The 19,198-nt window shown below is 69.5% G+C and carries 15 protein-coding genes and 1 pseudogene; 11 read left to right on the top strand and 5 right to left on the bottom strand.

Features of this window, described 5'->3' with window-relative positions; translation table 11 throughout:
• Nucleotides 1–58 precede the first annotated feature (58 nt).
• Nucleotides 59–763 carry a Crp/Fnr family transcriptional regulator gene (locus tag AC1DYD_RS31570; RefSeq protein ID WP_478176689.1) on the top strand — a complete coding sequence of 235 codons (705 nt, stop codon included), beginning with the start codon at nucleotides 59–61 and terminating at the stop codon, nucleotides 761–763.
• An 87-nt stretch (nucleotides 764–850) separates the two neighbouring features.
• Here AC1DYD_RS31570 and AC1DYD_RS31565 read toward each other — a convergent pair whose 3' ends face one another.
• Both AC1DYD_RS31565 and AC1DYD_RS31560 read right to left on the bottom strand, forming a co-directional pair.
• Complete coding sequence (locus AC1DYD_RS31565) at nucleotides 851–1,504, bottom strand: peroxiredoxin family protein (protein ID WP_478176688.1); 654 nt, start codon at nucleotides 1,502–1,504, stop codon at nucleotides 851–853.
• 23 nt (nucleotides 1,505–1,527) lie between these two features.
• Nucleotides 1,528–4,692, bottom strand: a complete 3,165-nt coding sequence (locus tag AC1DYD_RS31560; protein ID WP_478176687.1) for an adenylate/guanylate cyclase domain-containing protein — start codon at nucleotides 4,690–4,692, stop codon at nucleotides 1,528–1,530.
• Nucleotides 4,693–4,710: 18 nt separating this feature from the next.
• Between AC1DYD_RS31560 and AC1DYD_RS31555 the strand changes: the two genes are divergently transcribed.
• The 10 genes and pseudogenes from AC1DYD_RS31555 (at nucleotide 4,711) to AC1DYD_RS31510 (ending at nucleotide 16,270) form a co-directional block, all read left to right on the top strand.
• The gene (locus AC1DYD_RS31555; RefSeq protein ID WP_478176686.1) at nucleotides 4,711–4,845 is read left to right on the top strand and encodes a hypothetical protein; all 135 of its coding nucleotides are present in this window, start codon (nucleotides 4,711–4,713) and stop codon (nucleotides 4,843–4,845) included.
• A 174-nt stretch (nucleotides 4,846–5,019) separates the two neighbouring features.
• On the top strand, nucleotides 5,020–7,701 hold the full coding sequence (locus AC1DYD_RS31550; RefSeq protein WP_478176685.1) for a helix-turn-helix transcriptional regulator: 2,682 nt from the start codon (nucleotides 5,020–5,022) through the stop codon (nucleotides 7,699–7,701).
• 178 nt (nucleotides 7,702–7,879) lie between these two features.
• Nucleotides 7,880–8,803, top strand: a complete 924-nt coding sequence (locus AC1DYD_RS31545) for a TauD/TfdA dioxygenase family protein (protein WP_478176684.1) — start codon at nucleotides 7,880–7,882, stop codon at nucleotides 8,801–8,803.
• Nucleotides 8,804–8,852: 49 nt separating this feature from the next.
• The gene (locus tag AC1DYD_RS31540) at nucleotides 8,853–9,911 is read left to right on the top strand and encodes a beta-keto acid cleavage family enzyme (RefSeq protein ID WP_478176683.1); all 1,059 of its coding nucleotides are present in this window, start codon (nucleotides 8,853–8,855) and stop codon (nucleotides 9,909–9,911) included.
• A gap of 101 nt (nucleotides 9,912–10,012) precedes the next feature.
• A pseudogene (locus AC1DYD_RS31535) lies at nucleotides 10,013–10,147 on the top strand (alpha/beta hydrolase); the annotation flags it as partial.
• Nucleotides 10,148–10,190: 43 nt separating this feature from the next.
• A complete protein-coding gene (locus AC1DYD_RS31530) occupies nucleotides 10,191–11,162 on the top strand; it encodes a quinone oxidoreductase family protein (protein ID WP_478176682.1) in 972 nt (323 codons plus the stop codon).
• Nucleotides 11,163–11,190: 28 nt separating this feature from the next.
• Nucleotides 11,191–12,555 (top strand): MFS transporter, encoded by a 1,365-nt coding sequence (locus AC1DYD_RS31525; RefSeq protein WP_478176681.1) that lies wholly within the window; start codon nucleotides 11,191–11,193, stop codon nucleotides 12,553–12,555.
• 44 nt (nucleotides 12,556–12,599) lie between these two features.
• Nucleotides 12,600–14,228: a 3-(methylthio)propionyl-CoA ligase gene (locus AC1DYD_RS31520; protein WP_478176680.1), complete on the top strand. Its 1,629-nt coding sequence runs from the start codon at nucleotides 12,600–12,602 to the stop codon at nucleotides 14,226–14,228.
• 7 nt (nucleotides 14,229–14,235) lie between these two features.
• A complete protein-coding gene (locus AC1DYD_RS31515) occupies nucleotides 14,236–15,246 on the top strand; it encodes a YeiH family protein (RefSeq protein WP_478176679.1) in 1,011 nt (336 codons plus the stop codon).
• Nucleotides 15,247–15,268: 22 nt separating this feature from the next.
• Entirely contained in the window at nucleotides 15,269–16,270 is a 1,002-nt protein-coding gene (locus AC1DYD_RS31510) for a Bug family tripartite tricarboxylate transporter substrate binding protein (RefSeq protein ID WP_478176678.1), read from the top strand.
• Nucleotides 16,271–16,345: 75 nt separating this feature from the next.
• On the opposite strand, the gene cydB is transcribed toward AC1DYD_RS31510, so the two are convergent.
• The 3 genes from cydB to AC1DYD_RS31495 all read right to left on the bottom strand — a co-directional run.
• Nucleotides 16,346–17,353: a cytochrome d ubiquinol oxidase subunit II gene (gene cydB, locus AC1DYD_RS31505; RefSeq protein ID WP_478176677.1), complete on the bottom strand. Its 1,008-nt coding sequence runs from the start codon at nucleotides 17,351–17,353 to the stop codon at nucleotides 16,346–16,348.
• Nucleotides 17,350–18,759 (bottom strand): cytochrome ubiquinol oxidase subunit I, encoded by a 1,410-nt coding sequence (locus AC1DYD_RS31500; RefSeq protein WP_478176676.1) that lies wholly within the window; start codon nucleotides 18,757–18,759, stop codon nucleotides 17,350–17,352. The genes cydB and AC1DYD_RS31500 overlap by 4 nt, the downstream gene beginning before the upstream one ends.
• A gap of 16 nt (nucleotides 18,760–18,775) precedes the next feature.
• Nucleotides 18,776–19,198 (bottom strand): outer membrane protein assembly factor BamB family protein (locus AC1DYD_RS31495; RefSeq protein WP_478176675.1); only part of this gene is annotated, 423 nt, incomplete at its 5' end.

Genomic DNA, 19,198 nt, shown 5'->3' with positions numbered 1-19,198 from the left:
ATCGGCGGGGTCGTCGCACAATCGGGCGCGCGGCGATGGGCCGGGACAAGGAGCATGCATGGCAACTCAGGCACTGTGGGACACCGCGATGGCGAGTCTGGCGTCGTCGATCTCGACGCCGGCCGGCGTCGTCGCCGTGTGCTCGGCAGCGGTGGCCGGGGCGCTGGTGGTGGTCAGCTCGTTCGTGAAGACCATGATCCCGCTGCGCTGCCTGGCGGTGGGAGGCAACCTCGGCTTCCTGCTCTACGGGGCGCTCCATCCATCGTTGATCATGATGCTGCTGCACGGGGCGCTGCTGCCGATCAACGTCTGGCGTACCGCGGAGATGGTTCGGCTCACGCGCCGCGTGACGGCCGCGGCGGCCCAGAACGACCTGTCCGGTGTCTGGCTCAGGCCCTACATGCGCAGCCGGCGGATGAAGGCCGGCCGGGTGCTGTTCCACAAGGGCGACACGGCCCGCCACCTGTACTTCCTGGCCTCCGGCCGGATCGAGTTCGTCGAGATCGGCGAGATGATGGAGGCCGGGCGCCTGTTCGGCGAGATCGCCTTCTTCGCCCCCGACAAGCGTCGCACGCTGACCGCACGCTGCGCGACCGACTGCACCGTGCTGCGCATCGACGAGACCACCTTCAAGCAGCTCTACTTCCAGAATCCGGCTTTCGGCTTCCAGGTCGTCAACCTGGTGACTTCGCGCCTGATCGCCGACCGCCAGCGGCTCGAATCGCTGATGGCCTCCAGCCGGCCGGCGCCTTTGGGAAGCTAGGCCTAGGCCGGCGCCGGGCCGCCCCAAGGCGGCCTGCGGCCCCCTCGGGGGGCAGCGACGACACGAAGTGCGGAGCGTGGGGGCCCGTCACGCCACGCAGGCGCGCGCGGCGTCGAGGATCATGTCCTCGGAGGGCAGCTTGCCGATGCCGGCCAGCCCCTCGCGGGCGCATTCGATGTCGTGCCAGCGCACGATGCCGTCGCGGTCGATCATGAACAGGGCCTTCAGCTGCGGCCATTGCCGGTCGACGTCGCCCAGGTCGGTGGGCGTGCAGACATAGCCGTCGAGTTTTTCGATGGCCTTGGCGGCCTCCGGGATCGGCAGCGGTTCGGGCAGCTCGCCCGTGGGGTTGACGCGGATTTCCTGCAGTGCCTGCAGCAGGGCGGGCGTCGGCTCGGGCTTGGGCACCCGGTAGGCGCGGTGGGTCGAGAGGGCGGGGTCGGAGGCCAGCCGCAGCGGGGTCGGCCTGAACTTGAAGTAGAGCCGGGCGTTCTCGGGATCGGTGGCCACCACCACCAGGCTCTCGATGCCGAGCGACTTCAGCTTGACCTCGAACTTGCCGAGCTGCACCAGCTGGCGCCGGCAGAACGGGCACCAGAGGCCGACCATCAGCGAGAGCAACAAGGGGCTGCGGCCTCGGTAGTCGGCCAGCGACACCGTACCGGGGCCGGCCACCGTCGGGAGTGCGAAGTCGGGGGCGGCCTCGCCGGGTGCCACGGGGGGAATCATCGCGGAGGTCATGTTCGAGGCTCCTTCCGGCAGGTTCAGCAGAGGAACGGAAGCACCATCAAGGCGTCGGGCTCGAGCCCGGCGCGCTCGCAGACAGTCTGTGCCTTGGCCAGGTAGGTCTCGGCCTGCGCGATGCGCCCGGCGTCGAGGTACAACGTCGCCAATCCATCGTAGCAGGGAAAGAGCAGCTGGGGTTCGTCGATCTGCTCGGCCAATTGCAACGCCTCGTTGTAGGAGGCGAAGGCCCGTGCCTGGTCGCCATGGCACTGGTAGATCTGGCCCAGCACGATCAGCGGCACCGCCAGGTGGTCGAGCAGTCCGAGCCGGCGGTCGAGGCTGGCGGCAGCGCGCGCGGCCTCGATGCCTTCCTCCTCGCAGCGGTTGGTCAGGGCGCAGTAGGCCACCGCGAGATTGGCGTACAGCCGCGACTGGAAGCCGAGGTCGCCGACCTTGCGCGCGGTCTCGAGACCGCGCAGGCAGGTCTCGATGCTGCGCTGCGGATCGAGCGTCGCATACAGCACCCCGAGGTTGGTGTAGCCGCGGCAGGCCGCCTGCAGCAACTGGTGCGCCTCGGCCTGGGCGACGCTGCTTTCGATCTGCGCCACCGCCTCGGCGGGACGACCCAGGCGCGCCAGCGCGACGCCAAGCGTGTTGCAGGCCTCGGCACGCACGACGGTGGCCTCGCGGCTGCGTTCCGGCGTGTCGGCGGGCAGTTCGGCCAGGGCCCGCTGCGCCAGCGCCAGGGCGGCGGCGCTGTCGCCGGCACGAAAGGCGAGCCGGCCCATCTCCTGGAACAGGTGGGCGCGCTCGATCGGGTCGCCTTGCTCGCCCAGCTGCGCCAGGCCGGCGCTGAAGCAGGCGCTGGCGCGCTCGCGCTCGCCGGCCTCCCAATGCAGGCCGCCGGTCTTGCGCAAGGCGCGTGCGGCCCGCACCGGCTCGCGCCGCTGTTCGGCGGCGCGCTGCACGAGTTCGTATTGCGCCAGTGCTTCGGCGCGGCGCCCCTGCAGCCCGTACAGGTCGGCGAGCCGCTCGCGCGCGTCGAGCACCAGGGACTCGACGCCGGAAGCGGCGGCCGGCGTCTGCGCCGGCTCTTCGGCCAGCGTGTGCAGTGCGCGCTCGTAGTGGCGGATCGCGTCGTCGTTGGCGTAGACGGCGCGCGCCCGGTCGCCGGCGGCCAGCAGGTAGCGGGCGCCGCGTGTCTTGTCGGGCGACAGGCTCCAGTGGTGGCCGAGCGCTTCGAGCTCGGCCAGGCGCAGCGGGCCGCGGCCTTCGCCATCGGTCGGCGCGTCGCGGTCCACCCCGAACGTTTCTTCCAGTGCGCAGCCTGCGCGCCGATGCAGCTCGGTGCGTCGGGTCAGCAGCAGGTTCTGGTAGGCGACTTCGTGCAGCAATGCGTGCGTGAAGCGCCAGCGGGGCTGGCTCGCCGGCTGGGCCCGGATCAGGTCGGCCGCCGCGAGCCGTCCCAGTGCGGCCTCGGTCGCCGGCGGGTCGCTGGCGATGCGCTGCAGCAGGGCGGGATCGAAGTCGGCGCCCAGCACCGCTGCCTCCTGCAGCATTCGGCGGTCTTCGGCGTCCAGCCGGTCGATGCGCGACAGCAGCAGGCCGTAGAGCGTCGGCGGCACGTCCACCGCTTCGTGCGTGGCCTCGCAGATCCAGCGCTCGCCCCGGCGCACCAGCAGGCCGCAACCGGCCAGGCTGCGGACGATCTCCTCGACGAACAGGGGATTGCCGCCGGCGCGTGCCGCCACCAGTTCGCGCACCGGGGCCAGGCCGTCGTCGGCCGCGGCGCCCAGCAGGTGGCTCACCAGCGCCCCGGCGTCCCGGTCGCTCAGCGGGCCCAGCTCGACGACCGAATGCTCGGCCCGCGCGGGCCGCAGCGCCCGGGCATCGGGGCGTTGCGCGGCCAGCAGCATCAGGGGCCGGTCGGCCAGCTGGTCGATCACCTCGCGCAGCAGGTCGACCGATGCCGCATCGGCCCATTGCATGTCGTCGATCACGATCAACACCGGCTGATGCGCCAGCCGGCGCTCGAGCAGCGCACGGGCCGCCAGTGTGATCTGGCGCTGCAGCTGCTCGGGCTCGATGTCGCGCGGCCGGGCTTCCTCGATGCCGAGCAGGTGGTTCACCACCCGTGCGACCGCGTCGACCTCGTCGGCATCGGCACCGAGGGCCAGAAGGCCCTGGTGCAGCTTGTCGCGGGCCACTTCCAGCGAGTCGTCGGCGTCGACCTGGTAGACCTCGCGGAACAGGGCGCCGAAAGTGCCGTAGGTCGGCTCGCCGTGGGAGGAGCAGGTGGTGCGGCGCACGCCGGTGCCGGCCAGCCGGCCATCGCCTTCGAGGCGAGCGAACAGCTCGGCCAGCAGGCGCGACTTGCCGGCGCCGGCCTCGCCGACCACGCAGACCAGCTGGGCCTGGCCCGCCTGCATGCGGTCGAAGGCGGCCGCCAGGCGCTCGATGGCCTCGCTGCGACCGACCAGCGGCGCCGTCAGCCCGAGTTCGGCGAGGCCGCGCGCGGAGACCGCGTCGGTGCGTGCGCCGCGCAGTGCGTGGACCCGCATCGGCTGCGCCTTGCCGCGCAATGCCAGTTCGCTGGCCGGCTCGAAGTCGAAGCGATGCCGCACCAGCGACCAGGTGGCCTCCGACACCAGCACCGTGCCCGGCTGCGCGGCCGTGAGCAGCCGCGAGGCCGTGTTGACCGTGTCGCCGGTGACCGCATAGGCCCCACCGGCGCCGCTGCCCAGGCTGCCGGCGACCACCGGGCCGCTGTGGACGCCGATGTGCAGCGTCACGGGACGGCCGAGGCGGGCCGCCCATTGCCGGCTCAGGCGGTCGACGCGCTGCATCATGTCCTGGGCCGCCTCCAGCGCCCGCAGGGGATCGTCCTCGTGCGCGCGCGGGGCGCCGAACACCGCCATCACGGCGTCGCCGACGAACTTCTCCACGAAGCCGTCGCCGTGCGCAATGGCCTGCGCCATGGATTCGAACAGGGCATTCTGGAAGGCGCGCACGGTCTCGGGGTCGAGCTCCTCGGCCAGCGCCGTGAAGCCGGTCAGGTCGGCGAACAGCACCGTGACCTGCCGCCGGTCGGCCGTGGGGTCGGGGTCGGCCGGCCGAGGGGCCTCCAGCCGGCGTCCGCAGCGCTGGCAGAAGGAGGAGGAGGGCAGCACTTCGGCGCCGCAGCCGGCACAGGTCGTGGTCATGGCGAATCCCGAGCCTGGATGCTGCGCCAGTTCGGGCGCGTGCGCCACCCGGAGCGCCCCGGGGCGTTGCGCGGCGCCCTCGGCGTGATCCGCAAAATCCGCGATGGTCCCGCCACCGGCCTGCTGCTGTTGCTGGGATCGGCGGCGCAGTGAAGGGCCGAGCGGTGCGACGACGAAACACCGGGCCGACGATGCCGGCGCCGGGTGACCGGCAGAGCCGGTGCCCTGCACGCCGGGGCGCTTCGGTCGCCATGGCGAAGCTAGAATCCCCGCAACTGCACGCAGCGCGCCTTCCTGCCCCCGCAGGCTCCCAGAGGAAAACTTGTCGTGACCCGTGGTTCCGTCGACGACGATTTGCTGCTCAAGGTCTCGCCTCCACGGGTACCCCGCCATCTTGTTTCGCGTGCGCGCCTGCTGTCGACCGAGGCCGCGATTCGCGATCTCCCCGCCTTGCTGGTTCAAGCGCCGGCGGGCTTCGGCAAGACGTCCTTGCTGGCGCAGTGGCGGCTCGAGCATCTGTCGCATGGCGCCGTGGTCGCCTGGCTGTCGGCCCAGCCGCAGGACGACCCCCAGCGGCTGGCCCAGGCCCTTGCGCTGTCGGTCCGGCGCAGTGCCGGGCGCTCGACCTTCGGCCACACGCTGCTCGAAGCCGTCGGTCCCGGTGGTCTCGAGGGCATCACGGTGTGGCTGGCCGAACTGGCCCAGTCGGCGCTGGATGTGGTGCTGATCGTCGATGAGGCCGATCGCCTGCCGACGGCGTCGCGCGAAGCCCTCGGCTACCTGTTGCGCAATGCGCCGCCCAATCTGCGAGTGATCGTCGCGGCGCGCCCCGATTGCCGGCTGGACATCGACGATCTCATCGCCTACGGGCAATGCGTCGTGATCGGGCCTGCGGCGCTTCGATTCCGGCTCGACGAAACCATGGAACTGGTGCGCGGCCGCCTGGGTGTACGGGTCGACAACGATACCGCCGCCCGCCTGCACGCATTGACCGAAGGCTGGCCGCTGGGCCTTCAGCTGGCCCTGACGGTCATCTCGCGCGGCGTCGATGCGCGCGCCGACGTCGCCCGCATGGCGGTGCTCGACGGCGAGTTGCATGACCATTTCGTCAAGCTGCTGCTGGCCAATCTCGATCCCGGCGACAGCGACTTCCTCGTTCGCATCGCCATCCTGGACCACCTGCACCCGGACCTGTGCCGCGCCGTCACGGACTGCGACGACGCCACCGAGCGGCTGGCACGCCTGAGCCGCGACACGCCGGTCTTCGCTGCCGCCGAGCGCGGCGACTGGCTGCGCATGCACACCCTCGCGCGCGACGTGCTGCGCAAGCAATTCTCGGCCTTGACGCCGCAGCAGCAGGCCCATGCGCATGCGCGCGCGGCGCACTGGCTGGCCGAGCACGGATTGCTCGAATACGCCGCCAGGCACGCCTTGACCGCGGGCGAGCACCAGAAGGCCTATGGGCTGGCCGAGCGCAGCCTCTACGAGTCGATCATGCGGCACGGCCGCCAGGGGGCGGTGCTCGAATGGCTCGCGCAGCTGCCGGCCGACGAGCTGGACCGGCGGCCTCGGCTCCTGCTGGCTGCCGCATGGACGCTGGCCGTGAGCGAGCGCCACGAGGAAGCCGGGCGGCTGGTGGCGCGGATCCTGGCCCAGCCCGGGGTGGGCGAAGAGCTTCGCTGCGAATGCGCGCTCATCCTCGGCGGCGCCGCGCTGTTCGCGGACGATCCGGACCGCTTTGCGGCCCTTCACGATCCATGGGCCCAGGCCGCCCCGCTGCGCGATCCGATGCTGCTGCAGGTGCATGCCAACCGGACGGCGTACCGCGCGCTGCTCGAAGGCGAGCCGGCGCTGGCGCGCCTGCGCGAACAGCAGGCACCGCCCGGTGATTTCGGCCGCGGCGTCGGATACACCCGGCGCTGGGGCGAGTTCATCATCGGGCTCAGCTACCTCTGGGAGGGCCAGGTGCTGCTCGCCGACAGTCTGCTGCGGCCGGCGGTGGCGAGCGCCGAAGCCGACCTGGGGCGGCGCAACCGCTTCAGCTGCATGCTGGCGGCGCTGCTGGCCGCGGCGGCCTGGGAGTGCGATCGCCCCGCCGACTCGATCGCGCTGCTGGCCGATCGGCTCGACATTCTCGAGCACAGCGGCCTGCCGGAGTCGCTGCTGCTCGCCTACCGGACCATGGCCCGGATCGCGGCGGCCGAGGGCGCCGAAAACCGCGCGCTCGAGCTTCTGGGCGCCCTGGACGCGGCCGGCGCGGCCCGCGGACTGCCGCGCCTGCGCATCGCCAGCCTGGCCGAACAGGTGCGCCTGCACGCCGGACGGTACCGCTCACGGAGCTGCCGCGAGCTCTGCGCGCAGATCGACACGCTGCTGAGCGCCGACGCATGGCCTCAGGGGCGGCTCTTGCGGCGCAGCGTCGAGATCCTGCAGGACCTCGCCCACGGCTATGCGGCGATCGCCGACAAGAACTGGCGCGGCGCGCTCGAACCGCTGGCGCGCGCCGACCAACTGGCCCGGGCGCTCAAGCAGGGCCGATTGCACATCGAGATCCTGGGCCTGCACGCCTTCGCCCTGGACCGCTGCGGCGAGCCGTCGCAGGCCCGCTTGCGCGAAGCCGTGGACCTGGCGGATGCCTACGGTCTTCGGCGGGTCTTCGCCGACGCCCATCCGGCGCTCGGGGAGTGGGTGCGCACGGTCGCGGCGCAGGGGCCCCGGCGCGAGCCGCTCGCGCCCGGTTCCGCGCCGAATGCCGGGCCGGCGGCGAAGGAGCCCGAGGCAGCGCGCCCGGCCGAGTCCTACGGCATGGTGCTGACGCCGAAGGAGCGCGAGGTGCTGGCGCTGCTGGCGCGCAACCTGTCGAACAAGGAGATCGGGCGCGCCATGCAGGTCGGTGAGACCACCATCAAGTGGCACGTGAAGAACCTCTTCGCCAAGCTGGATGCCGGGACTCGCAAGCAGGTCGTGGTTCGCGCCCGCATCCTCGGTCTGATCAAGCCGGCGGACTGAGCCGAGGCGCCGCCGCCGGTGCCCCGCGGGCCCGCGCAAGGGGGCTCCCCTCCTGCAAGGAGGGGGCGCCGAAGGGGCCTTCGCCGTATTCTTTGGGCCTGCGAAGCCGCCGAACCGCGGCCCGCTCCACCCCAACGAGCCCGGCCCCGTCCAGAGGCTCCCCACGGAGACAAATGGCATGAACTCAGTCACCCTTTCGAGCCCGTTGCCGGCCGGACCCGCCGTGGTCCACGCCGCGGCCCTGAGGAGCTCCTTCACGGTCGAGCCGCTGACCTGCACGATCGGCGCCGAACTGCACGGCGTGCACCTTGGCGCGGCGTCGCGCGACGCCGGCCTGATGGCCGAGCTGCGCGCCCTGCTGCTCAAGCACCGCGTGCTGTTCTTTCGCGACCAGGACATCACGCGCGCCGAGCACGTGGCCTTCGCCCGCCACTTCGGCGAGCTGGAAGACCATCCTGTGGCCGGCAGCGACCCCGAGAACCCGGGCCTGGTGCGCATCTACAAGTCGCCCGAGACGCCCAACGACCGCTACGAGAACGCCTTCCACGCGGACGCCACCTGGCGCGAGAAGCCGCCCTTCGGCTGCGTGCTGCGCTGCGTCGAATGCCCGCCCGTGGGCGGCGACACCGTCTGGGTCAACATGGTCGAGGCCTACGACCGCCTGCCGCAGGACATCAAGCGCAAGATCGCGAACCTGCGCGCCCGGCACAGCATCGAAGCCAGCTTCGGCGCCGCCATGCCGATCGAGAAGCGCCTGGCGCTCAAGGCCCAGTATCCCGATGCGGAACACCCGGTGGTGCGCACCCATCCGGAAACCGGCGAGAACGTCCTGTTCGTCAACGCCTTCACGACCCACATCACGAACTACCACACGCCGGAGAACGTGCGCTTCGGCCAGGATGCCAACCCCGGCGCCAGCCTGCTGCTGAACTACCTCGTCAGCCAGGCCGCGATCCCCGAATACCAGGTCCGCTGGCGCTGGAAGAAGAACAGCATGGCCTTCTGGGACAACCGCAGCACCCAGCACTACGCCGTGATGGACTACCCGCCGTGCCACCGCCAGATGGAACGCGCCGGGATCATGGGCGAAGCGACGTTCTGACGCCGCACGCCCGCTCTCGATTCACATCAACGCCACAGAAAGACGAACCATGAATTTCCTCGACGGATCGCTGTACCCCGAGAACCAGGACAAGCTGGTCATCACCGCCGCGCCCTACGGCCCCGAGTGGGTGCCTTCAGATTTCCCGCAGGACATCCCGGTCACCATGGAGCAACAGGTGCAGAAGGCGGTCGACTGCTACAACGCCGGCGCCACGGTGCTGCACCTGCACGTGCGCGAGCTCGACGGCAAGGGCTCCAAGCGCCTTTCAATGTTCAACGAGCTGATCGCCGGCGTGCGCAAGGCCGTGCCCGACATGATCATCCAAGTGGGCGGATCGATCTCCTTCGCCCCCGAGGCCGACGGCGCGTCCGCGAAGTGGCTGAAGGACGACACGCGTCACATGCTGGCCGAGCTCGACCCCAAGCCCGACCAGGTCACGGTCACYGTCAACACGACGCAGATGAACGTGCTGGAGCACATGGAGGCCGAGGACATTGCCGGCACCTCGCTGGCCGACCCGGCGAACAACGCGGCCTACCGCGAGATGATCGTGCCCTCCGGCCCCGCCTTCATCGACGAGCATGTGCGCCGCCTGAGCGCCGCCGGCATCCAGAGCGCCTTCCAGTTCTACAACATCAACAGCTACGAGACGGTGGAGCGCCTGATTCGCCGCGGCGTGTACAAGGGACCGCTGGTGATGAACTGGGTGGCGATCAGCGGCGGCATGGACGCGCCCAACATCTACAACCTGTCCAACTTCCTGCGGGCCATCCCCGACGGCTCCAAGCTGACGGTGGAAAGCAGCATGCGCAACGTGTTGCCCATCAACATGATCGGCATGGCGATGGGCCTGCACGTGCGTTGCGGCATCGAGGACAACCTGTGGAACCAGTCGCGCACCGGGAAGGTGTCGTCGGTGCAGCAGATCGAGCAGCTGGTACGCATGGCGCGCGAGTTCGGCCGCGAGGTCGCCAACGGCAAGGAAGCCCGCGAGATCCTGAAGATCGGTGTCTTCTACGACACCGTCGAGGAGACCCTGGCCGCCAACGGCTTCGCGCCCAACCCCAAGGGACGCCAGCAAGGTTACCTGCGCAAGGTGGCGTGACGATGGCCGGTGCTTCCTCCTTGCCGACGGTCCTCGTCGTCCCCGGACTGCGGGACCACGTGGACGCGCACTGGCAGACGCGGCTGGCCGCGAACCTGGAAGCGCGCGACTGGGGCAGCCGTCTGGTCGATCTCGGCGAAGTCGGCCACCTGAACCCGGCGTCCGGATTCGGGCCGTGGCCCGCCGCCGAGCTGTTCATCGACGAACTCGCAGCCTGCGGCTGCACGGCAGGCTGAAGCGCCTGTCGTTCCTGGTTTCAATATTCGAAGGAGACATCCCATGGCACAAGCCATTCGCCTGCACGCAACCGGTGGTCCGGAAGTGCTCCAACTGGAAAGCGTCGAAGTCGGCGAGCCGGGCCCCGGCCAGGCGCGCGTGCGCCACACCTACGTGGCCGTCAACTTCATCGACATCTATTTCCGGACCGGCCGCTATCCCTTGCCGAAGCCCAACGGCCTCGGCTCCGATGCCGTGGGCGTCGTCGAGGCGGTCGGCCCGGGCGTGACCGCCGTCAAGGTCGGTGACCGCGTCGGCTACCTGATCGGGCCGCAGGGCGCCTATTCGGAGGTCCGCATCATGCCGGCCGATGTGCTGATCCCGCTGCCCGCGGGCGTCTCCGACCGCAGCGCATCGACCTTGATGATGAAGGGCATGACGGTGCAGTACCTGTTCCGACAGGTCTTTCCGCTCCATGGCGGCGAGACGATCCTGTACCACGCGGCCGCCGGCGGTGTCGGCCTGATCGCCTGCCAATGGGCGCGTGCGACCGGCGTCACGATGATCGGGACGGTCAGCACCGACGAGAAGGCCGCGCTGGCCAAGGCCAACGGCTGCGCCCACACCATCGTGACCTCGCGCGAGAACATCGCCGAGCGCGTCCGCGAGATCACCGACGGCCAGGGGGTGCCGGTGGTCTACGACTCGGTGGGCAAGGACACGCTGGAGGCCTCGCTCGACAGCCTGCGGCCGCGCGGCGTGCTGGTCAGCAACGGCACGACCTCGGGGCCGGTGGTGATCGATTCGATGACGCTCGCGACCAAGGGTTCGCTCTGGTTCACGCGGCCCGCGATGATGCACTACATCATGCCGCGCTCGCACATGCTCGCCATGGCCGACGAGCTGTTCGGCCACGTGCTGTCCGGCAGCATCGTCAGCGAGCCGAAGCAGGTCTTTGCGCTGGCCGATGCTGCCGAGGCGCATCGCGCGCTCGAGTCGCGCAAGACGGTCGGCGCGACCGTCCTGGTGCCCTGATGCGGCGGCCTTCGGCAGGGAGCACGCAATGAACACCGGTGCGCTTCAAGCGACGCAGGGACGGGACGACGGCTATCTGTTCAGCCGGGGCCAGGCCTGGTTCGCCTTCGCAATGACCGTCGGGCTGATGATGGTCGACTACATCGACCGGCAGGTCATCGTCTCGCTGTTTCCGTACCTCAAGAAGGACTGGGGCTTGTCCGACACGCAGCTCGGCGGCCTGGTCTCGGCGGTGTCGGTGACGGTCGCGCTGGCCGGCATCCCGGTGGCGCTGTTCGCCGATCGCGCCAGCCGCGTCAGGAGCGTGGTGGTCATGGCCGTGGTCTGGAGCCTGGCGTCGATCTCCTGCATGTTCAGCCGCGGCTACGGCCAGTTGCTGGCGGCGCGCTCGCTGGTCGGCCTGGGCGAGGCGGGCTACGGCTCGGTCGGCGCCGCGCTGATCGCCAGCCACTTTCCGGCCCGGCTGCGCGGTGCGCTGCTCGCGGGCTTCTTCGCCTCGGCCTCGGTCGGCTCCGTGCTCGGCGTGCTGCTCGGCGGCATGATCGCGGCGCGCTTCGGCTGGCAGGCCGCGTTCGGCGTCGTCGGCGTGCCGGGCCTGATCCTCGCCTTGCTGTACCTCAAGGTGCGCGACTACCCGACGGTCAAGCTCACGCCCAGGCTCGACCGGGCCACGCGCTCGACGCGGGACGCGGCCGGCGCCATCGTGCGGGCGCTGCTGCGTTCGCGCACCATGCTGTGGCTGTGCCTGGCCGCTCCGGCGCAACTGGTCGTCGTCTCGGCGATCTGGTCCTGGCTGCCCAGCTTTCTGAATCGTGCCCATGGCGTCGCGCCGGAACAGGCGGCCATCAGCGCCGCGCTGGTCGTGCTGTGCGGCGCGCTCGGCAGCGTGGTCTGGGGTGCGGTGGCCGACTTCGCCGGCAAGCGGCGTCCGCGCGCCAAGCTGCACGTCACGGCGCTGCTGTGCGTGGCCTCGATGCTGGTGCTGATGCTGGCCTTCGGTGCCGCGAGCCTGGGGCTCGAGATCAGCGCGCAGACGCAGTTCGCGCTGCTGGCCCTGGGCGGCTTCCTGATGACCTGCACCGTGGGGCCGCTGGCGGCGGCGGTGATCGACGTGATCCATCCCGGCATCCGCGCCACCGGAGCCTCCGTGCTGTCGCTGTTCCAGAACCTGTTCGGCCTCGCCGCCGGCCCGTTCATCGCCGGGCTGCTGTCGGACGCGTGGACCCTCGAACGCGCACTGATGACCGTGCCCTTGTTCAGCCTGCTGGCGGCCGGCGCCCTGCTGGTCGCGGCGCGCAGCTACGAGGCGGACCTCCGGCGGGCCGGAGAAGCCGCAGACGACCCGGCCCGCGCGGCGCCCGCCGAACCCCCCTCGCGCAGGGCCCTGGCCTGAAGCGAAGCCCCCAACCCCCCACCAACGAACCCATGAGAACCTCCATGAATGGATTGATGATGGAGCAGCCGCTGTTGATCTCGACGCTGCTCGTCCACGCCGAACGCCACCACGGCGAACAGGAAATCGTCTCGCGCCGCGTCGAGGGCGACCTCCACCGGACCACCTACCGCGAGCTCGCGCAGCGCTCGCGCCGCTTGGCCAACGCCTTGGCGGCGCACGGCATCGGCGCCGGCGACCGGGTCGCCACGCTGGCCTGGAACGGCTATCGCCACATGGAGCTCTACTACGCCGTCTCCGGGTCGGGCGCCGTGCTGCACACGCTGAACCCCCGCCTGCATCCCGACCAAGTGGTCTGGATCGCCGACCATGCCGAAGACCAGGTGCTGTTCTTCGACCTGAGCTTCCTGCCCCTGGTCGAGGCGATCGCATCGCGCGTTTCGACGATCAGGGCCTTCGTGGCGATGACCGATCGGGCGCACATGCCGGTGTCGCCGAAGCTGCCCAAGCTGCTGTGCTACGAGGAGCTGGTGGCGCAGCATTCGCCCGACTTCGCCTGGCCCAGCTTCGACGAGCGGCGCGCTTCGTCGCTCTGCTACACCTCGGGCACCACCGGCAATCCCAAGGGCGCGCTCTACAGCCATCGCTCGACGCTGCTGCATACCTACGCCGCGGCACTGCCCGATGCGCTGAATTGCTCGGCCAACGATGTCATCCTGCCCGTCGTCCCGATGTTCCATGTCAATGCATGGGGTCTGCCGTACGTGGCTTGCATGGTCGGCGCGAAGCTCGTGTTCCCAGGCCCGTGGCTCGACGGCAAGTCGCTGCACGAGCTGTTCGAGGCCGAAGGCGTGACCCTGTCGGCGGGTGTGCCCACCGTCTGGCAGGGCCTGCTGACCCACGTGGAGGCGAATGGACTCTCGTTCAGCACGATGCGCCGCACCGTCATCGGCGGCTCGGCCTGCCCGCCGGCGATGATGCGCGCCTTTCAGGAGCGCTTCGACGTCCAGGTGCTGCATGCCTGGGGCATGACCGAGATGAGCCCGGTGGGCACGGTCTGCGCCTTGAAGCCGGGGCAGCGGGCGCTCGACGCCGAGGCTCGCCAGGCCATCCAGTCCAAGCAGGGGCGCACGGTGTTCGGCGTCGACATGAAGATCGTCGGCGAGGACGGCGCGGAACTGCCGCACGACGGCGTGTCGGCCGGTGAGCTGATGGTGCGCGGTCCGTGGATCATCTCGAACTACTTCAAGGGCGAGGGCGACGGCCCGCTGGTCGGCGGCTGGTTCCCTACCGGCGATGTCTCGACCATCGACGCCGACGGCTTCATGCAGATCACCGACCGCAGCAAGGACGTCATCAAGTCGGGCGGCGAATGGATCGGCTCGATCGACCTCGAGAACATCGCCATGGCCCATCCGGCGGTGGCGTTGGCGGCCTGCATCGCGGCTCGCCATCCGAAGTGGGACGAGCGCCCGCTGCTGGTGGTGACCCGGAAGCCGGGCGAAAGCCTGACGCGCGACGAGCTGATCGCGTTCTACGACGGCAGGATCGCCAAATGGTGGACCCCGGACGACGTCGTCTTCGTCGACAGCATTCCGCTGGGGCCGACCGGCAAGGTGCAGAAGAACAAGCTGCGCGAAGTGTTCCAGGACCACCTTCTGGCCGCGGCCTGAGACGCCCATGACGACGCTCTCCATCCTGGCCTGGCCGGCCCGCGGCCGCACGCTCTTTCCCGGCGTACTCGCCAGCGTCGTGGTGGCGGCCGCCGCGACCTTCCTGTCGCAGCACTACGGCGCGCCCGTCATGTTGTTCGCCCTCATTCTGGGCATGGCGATGAACTTTCTCTCGGCCGACGGGGCCTGCGCGTCCGGCATCGAGTTCACCGCCCGCCAGGTGCTGCGCTGCGGCGTCGCGCTGCTCGGCCTGCGCATCACCGTGGGGCAGATCGCTGCGCTGGGATGGCATCCGGTGCTGCTGGTGGTGGTGTCGGTCGTGGTCACGATCGGCGTGTCGATGCTGGCGGCCAGGATGCTGGGTTTCCAGAGCCTGTTCGGCCTGCTGACCGGCGGCGCCACCGCCATCTGCGGCGCATCGGCCGCGCTGGCGCTGGCGGCGGCCCTGCCCGGCCACCCGGAGAAGGAGCGCGCCACGCTGTTCACGGTGGTCGGGGTGTCGGCGCTGTCGACACTGGCGATGATCGTCTACCCGATGCTCGCCCACGTGCTCGGGCTCGACGCGCGGCTGGCGGGCATGTTCCTCGGCGCCACCATCCACGACGTGGCGCAGGTGGTAGGGGCCGGCTACAGCATGTCGCGAGAGACCGGCGACGTCGCCACGTTCGTCAAGCTGATGCGGGTGGCGATGCTGCTGCCGGTGATCGTGTTCGCGGTGATGTGCACGCGCGCGCGCGGCAAGGGCGCGGGCGGGCCTCGGCCGCCGTTGCTGCCCTGGTTCGCGGTCGCCTTCGCGGCACTGGTTGCCGTCAACAGCACCGGTTGGGTCCCGGAGGCCGTGAGCGCGCTGGGCAGCGATGTCTCGCGCTGGTGCCTGGTGGCATCGATCGCGGCGATCGGCATGAAGACGCAATTGCGCGACCTCGCCGCTGTCGGCTTGAAGCCGGTGGCCTTGATGCTCGGCGAGAGCGTGTTTCTCGTCATACTGGTGCTGGCGCTGCTGCGCTGGGCGCCTTGATCCCAGACACAGGAGACTGATCATGAGTCGGAAGAAGAAATTGCGGCATGTCGCGCGCGCCGCGTCATTGGCCTGCGTTGCGGCGACCTGCCTGGCGACGTCGATGGCCCACGCCGAGGCCCCGAAGTGGCCCGACAAGACGGTGCGCATCATCGCCGCCGGCCCTGCCGGGGGCTCGGCGGACATCGTCGCGCGGCTGCTGGCGGACAACCTGTCCAAGGAGAGCGGCCAGCCGGTGGTGGTCGACCCCCGGCCCGGCGCCGGCGGCGTCCTCGCGGTGAACGAGCTTTCGCAGGCGCCGCATGACGGCTACACGGTGCTGGTGGCTGTCAATTCGCTGGTCAGCGAGATTCCGCACATCGTCAAGCTGCGCGTCGACATGGCGGCCGAGATCAAGCCGGTGGCCGAGCTCGGGCGCGGCGGCCTGGTCATGGTCGGCTCCCCTTCGGTGCCGGCGAAGAACTTCGGCGAGCTGATCACCTGGATCAAGGCCCACCCCGGGACGGTCAACTACGCGTCCTACACGGCGGGCACGCTGTCGCACGTGCTGGGGCTCCAGCTCAACAAGGCCGCCGGCATCGACATGACCCACGTGGGCTACAAGGGGTCGACGCCCGCGCTGACCGACGTCATGGGCGGCCACGTGCCGCTGATGTTCGACGCCATGCCGAGTTCGCTGCCGCTGATCAAGGCCGGGAAGATCAAGGCCTTCGCGGTCAGCACGCCCAAGCGATCCGCGCTGCTGCCCGAGGTGCCGACCTTCACCGAGCTCGGCTACCCGCAGCTCGAGGCCACTGGCTGGATGGGACTGTGGGTCAAGCCCGACGTGCCTGCCGCGCAGCAGGCCAGGGTGCGCGAAGCCGCTCTCAAGGTGCTGGCGACGCCCGCGGTCCGCGAGCGCTTGCAGGACATCGGCTTCGAGCCGGGCCAGCCGCGCAGTCCCGAGGAATTGAGCAAGTCGCTCAGCGCGGACTACCAGCGCATGGGAGCCGTGCTGAAGTCGATCGACTTCAAGCCCGAGTAAGGGCAGCCGCATCGGCCGGCCGTAGAACCTCACAGAGGCGCTCGGCAGCGCAGCCACGCTGCGGATGGTCCTTGCTCACCGGTAGCCGCTGCGGACCTTGCCGCGGAACACCCAGTAGACACCGATGGTGTAGATCGCGATCACCGGCAACACCACCACGCCGCCGTAGAACAGGAACCGGAGCGATGCCTCCGGCGCCGCCGCACTGGCCACGGTGACTGCATACGGAACCATGAAGGGCCAGAACATCGTGCCGAGCGTCAGGTACGCCGCCGCGATGAACACCACGGTCAGCGTGTACGCGACCCCATCGCGGCGCGCACGAGCCCCCGCCACGACGCCGGTCAACGAGGCGATCGCCAGCGCGACAAAGACCCATCCCCATGGCCGATCTTTCAGATGGCCCTGCGCGACCGCGCCCGCATCGACTGTCAGCGACACGGCGAAGGCCAGGCCCAGGACCACGAGGACCGCCGCGGCCAGCCACGGGATGCGCCGATAGGCCCAGTCGCGCAGATCGCCTTCGCTCTTGAGCACGATCCAGCCCGCACCCAGCAGCGCATAGCCGAAGACGAGACCGATGCCGGTCAGAACCGAAAACGGGTGCAGCCATTCGAACGACGTGCCGGCGAACTGGCCGTTCGCCACCGGTAGGCCGCGCATCAGTGCGCCCACAGCGGCCCCCTGCACGAAGGCGACCGCTGTCGATCCCAGGAAGAACCCCGCATCCCATAGCCAGCGTGTCTTCACGCTGCGGTAGCGGAATTCGAAGGCAATGCCGCGAAAGATCAAGCCGACGAGCAGCAGCAGGACCGGCAGGTAGAACGCGCCCAGGAACACGGCATACACCACCGGAAAGGTCGCGAACAGGCCCGCGCCGATGATCACCAGCCAGGTCTCGTTGCCGTCCCAGAACGGTGCGATGGTGTCCATCATGTGCAGGCGGTGGTTCTCCTCGCTGGTGGTGCCGAAAAGAATCCCGACACCGAGGTCGAAGCCGTCCAGGATCACGTAGACCAGGATCGAGATGGCAATGACCGCCGCCCAGAAAAGCGCCAGGTCGCTGGGCAGGGCCGGGCTCACCGAGCGCCTCCGGATTCGCCGTTGGGCGCGGCGTCCGTGCGCGCGGCGATGGCCAGCGGCCGGCTGCCGGTGACGTTGGCCGTGGCTTGCGTCTTGGCACGCGGTCCCTGGCGCAAGAGCTTGTAGATGGTGTAGATGCCGAAGGAAACGAAGAGCCAGTACACCACCACGTAGATGATCAGGGAGGTCAGCACGTCACCCGTGGTCAGGGAGGGCGTGACCGCGTCCTTGGTCCGCAGCAGTCCGTAGACCACCCAGGGCTGGCGTCCGATCTCTGCGGTGTACCAGCCCATGAGGGTGGCAACGAAGCCGGTCGGGAACGACGCGAAGGTGCACCACAGGAACCAGCGCGACGACTCCAGCTTGCCGCGCCATCGCAGGAAGTTGCCGAGCCACGATACGGCCAGCATGATGAGCCCCATGCCGACCATCAGCCGGAAGGTCCAGAAAGGAATCAGCACTGGCGGCCAGTCTTCGCGAGGAAAGGACTCGAGACCCCGCTCGGCGGCGGTCAAGTTCCCCGACGCGATCAAGCTGCCGAGCTTGGGCACCGAGATGGCGTAGAGATTGCGCCGGTTCGCCTCATCGGGAATGGCGATCAGCACTTCGCTGGCGGGCTGCTCGTTCTTCCAGCGTGCCTCGATCGCGGCGAATTTGACGGGCTGGTGCTGCAGCACGTACAGGCCCGTCAGATGACCGAAGAAGAGCTGGACCGGGATCAACACCGCGGCCAGCCCGAGGCCCCAGTGCAGCATCATCCGGCCTTCGTCGAAGTGCACCCGGCGCAAGAGATACCAGGCACCGGTCCCCGACACGCACATCGCGGTCGTCAACAAGGCGGCGAGCAGCATGTGCGGCCAGCGCACCATCTGAATCGGTCCCAGCACGATCTGCATCCAGTCGACCGGAATGATCTTGCCGTCCACGATCGTGTGGCCCAGCGGCACCTGCATCCAGCTGTTGTTGGCCAGGATCCAGAACGACGAGAACAACGTGCCCAGCGACACCATGCAGCACGAGAAAAAGTAGAAGCGCGGCGACACCCGGTCGCGCCCGAGCAGCATCACGCCGAAGAAGGTCGCCTCGAGCATGAAGGCCGTGAAGCCCTCGTAGCCGAGCAGCGGGCCTTGAATCGAGCCGGTCTTGACTGCGAGCACACCCCAGTTGGTGCCGAACTGAAAAGCCATCACGATGCCCGTGACCACGCCCATTCCGAAAGAGACAGCGAAGATCGGCAGCCAGAAGTCGAACACCCTCCGATAGAGCGTGTTGCCCGTCGCCAGCCGCGCACCCTCGATCGTGGCGAGCCATGCCGCCAGCCCGATCGTGAATGCCGGGAAGATGATGTGAAAGCTGATGACGAATCCGAACTGGATTCGAGACAGCATCACCGGGTCGAGGTCCATGGTTCGAAGTCCCGTTTCATTTCTTCGCCGCGGCGCTGTCGAGGCCCAGGACCACGACCTTTGCGCGCCTCGGCTTGATCGGCCACGCGGCCATCGTGAAGTTGTCGGCTACGGCCACCTTCTGCACGCCATCGACGGTGTAGGTGATGACACCGCCGCCGATCCCGCCGCCGGTTCCGAGCGGACCGCCCCAGAGTTTCTGGCCGGTGGAGGAGTCCAATGCGTAGAAGTTTCCGCCGACGTCCGCCACGAACACGATGCCACCGGCCGTCGGCGTGATGCCGGCCACGAAAGGGTAGTTGGACTTGGCCCGCCATTTCCAGACGCCGGTGTCCGCATCGCTGGCATAGACCCATCCGGCCCAGTGCCCGTCGGTACGGTCTTCCTTGCCGAACATGTTGATAGGGTTCAACGTCGCCATTCCGGTCCAGGGTTGGCC

It is taken from the genome of Variovorax sp. P4_B11 (assembly GCF_056402355.1).
The sequence above is the reverse complement of the archived record's forward strand: the minus strand, read 5'-3'. Positions and strand labels throughout refer to the sequence as shown.